3 protein-coding genes are annotated in these 1,604 nt (G+C 40.3%); 1 reads left to right on the forward strand and 2 read right to left on the reverse strand.

From position 1 onward, the window contains the following. The coding region (locus C1642_RS19375) for an FMN-dependent NADH-azoreductase (protein WP_228153877.1) at nt 1-424 on the reverse strand (424 nt) is incomplete at its 3' end. Between the two features lie 95 nt (nt 425-519). Between C1642_RS19375 and C1642_RS13070 the strand changes: the two genes are divergently transcribed. Next, nucleotides 520-915, forward strand: a complete 396-nt coding sequence (locus C1642_RS13070) for a winged helix-turn-helix transcriptional regulator (RefSeq protein WP_079263703.1) — start codon at nt 520-522, stop codon at nt 913-915. On the opposite strand, the gene C1642_RS13075 is transcribed toward C1642_RS13070, so the two are convergent. After that, nucleotides 912-1,604: helix-turn-helix domain-containing protein (locus tag C1642_RS13075; RefSeq protein WP_228153878.1), on the reverse strand; the 693-nt coding region annotated here is incomplete at its 5' end. The two genes, C1642_RS13070 and C1642_RS13075, sit on opposite strands and share 4 nt — an antisense overlap.

Here is a 1,604-nt window from a genome sequence, read left to right on the forward strand (position 1 = left end):
CACCACCACGCGAAGAAGCAATAATGACACGTTTCCCCTCTACTAAACCTTGAGGACCGTTTTCCGTGTAACGGAATGTTTTACCAGCAACAGATAGACGGTCAAGCCACGCTTTTAACTGTGATGGGAAGCTAAAGTTATACATAGGTGCGCCAATTACAACGATATCTGACGATAAGAACTCATCCAAATATTGGGTGTTTCTTGCAACACGTTGTTGCGCTATTTCATTATTAGGTTCAACACCTTGCCATGCTAAAAACTCAGCATCAGACAAATGAGGAATTGGCTCTAAAGCAAAATCGTGATGAATAATTTCTGCATCTGGATAAGCTGTGCTGAGCTGACGAATAACAAATGAGGTGAGTTGGCGGCTAACAGACTGCTCACCTAAAATACTTGTGTCAATTTGAAGTAGTTTCATCGCTTATACCTACAGTATAAAATTGTTACTTGAGCTAATTATGTTACTACTATTATTCTTATGCACAAGAAGGCACATTTAGGGAACCAAGTAATATGACTGTAACCATACCTCATGATATCCAGAGTTCAGATTGCCAAAGAGTTAGTCAAGTATTGGCTAGAGTTGGAGAGAAATGGAGTATACTCATTGTAATGACACTTGCATCACATCCTCATCGCTTTTCTGAAATAAAGAGACGTATCAATGGAATATCGCAGCGTATGCTTACATTGTGTTTGCGTGGTTTAGAACGAGATGGGTTGGTTAAACGTACAGTTTATCCTGTAGTTCCACCTCATGTTGAATATGAATTAACTCCACTGGGCCATTCACTTACAGAACCTGTAATTGCTTTAGGCCAATGGGCTCAGCAGCATATTGCGGATATTGATGCGGCAAGAGCTGCATTTGACGCAGCTCAGGAGAAACCAATTACATTAGACGTTTAACGTAACTGTGAAGGACTCATACCATAAAACTGTTTAAAGCGATGACTTAAATGGCTTGCTGAACTAAACCCACATACTAGGGCAATATCTTGCAAAGAAAGCTGAGATGACTGAATTAGCCCCTTGGCCTTTGTTAAGCGTCTTTGCATGACATATTGGTGAGGCGCCATATTCATGGACTGTTTAAACATATGAGCAAAATGGTATTCGCTTAAATTCACAACATTCGCCAAATCAGACAAAGTGAGTGCCTGATCTAGATGATCTTCAATCCATTCCTGAATATATTTGAGTTTATGAGGTGCCAGCCCACCCTTGATAGTAGGCTGTTGCCATTGAACACTGCTATATTTCCGAATTAAGTGATTCAACAATAAACTTGCCGTTGTACTCATTTGCAAATGATTTGAAGAATCTTGCCAATCGCAATCTAATAAGAAAAATTGATATAACGCCCGAATCCGTTCATCGTCATTAAAGACAACTTCGTTTAGTTCAATTTGATTCGGCTCTTTGTCCCATATTTTTTCAGCAACATCACGCAAATGTTGATCGGTGTAATACAAGTGGACAAATTTAAGCCCACCACGTATGTCCCAAGTCGACTCCTGATGCTCGGGCAATAGGCAAAAACGTCCTGGTCCACCGCCATTTTTCCAGCCCGCAGGTGTTTTTTGATAGCTTTCATA

The sequence above is a fragment of the Acinetobacter sp. AKBS16 genome (assembly GCF_002899995.1).
GTDB classification, from domain to species: domain Bacteria; phylum Pseudomonadota; class Gammaproteobacteria; order Pseudomonadales; family Moraxellaceae; genus Acinetobacter; species Acinetobacter baumannii.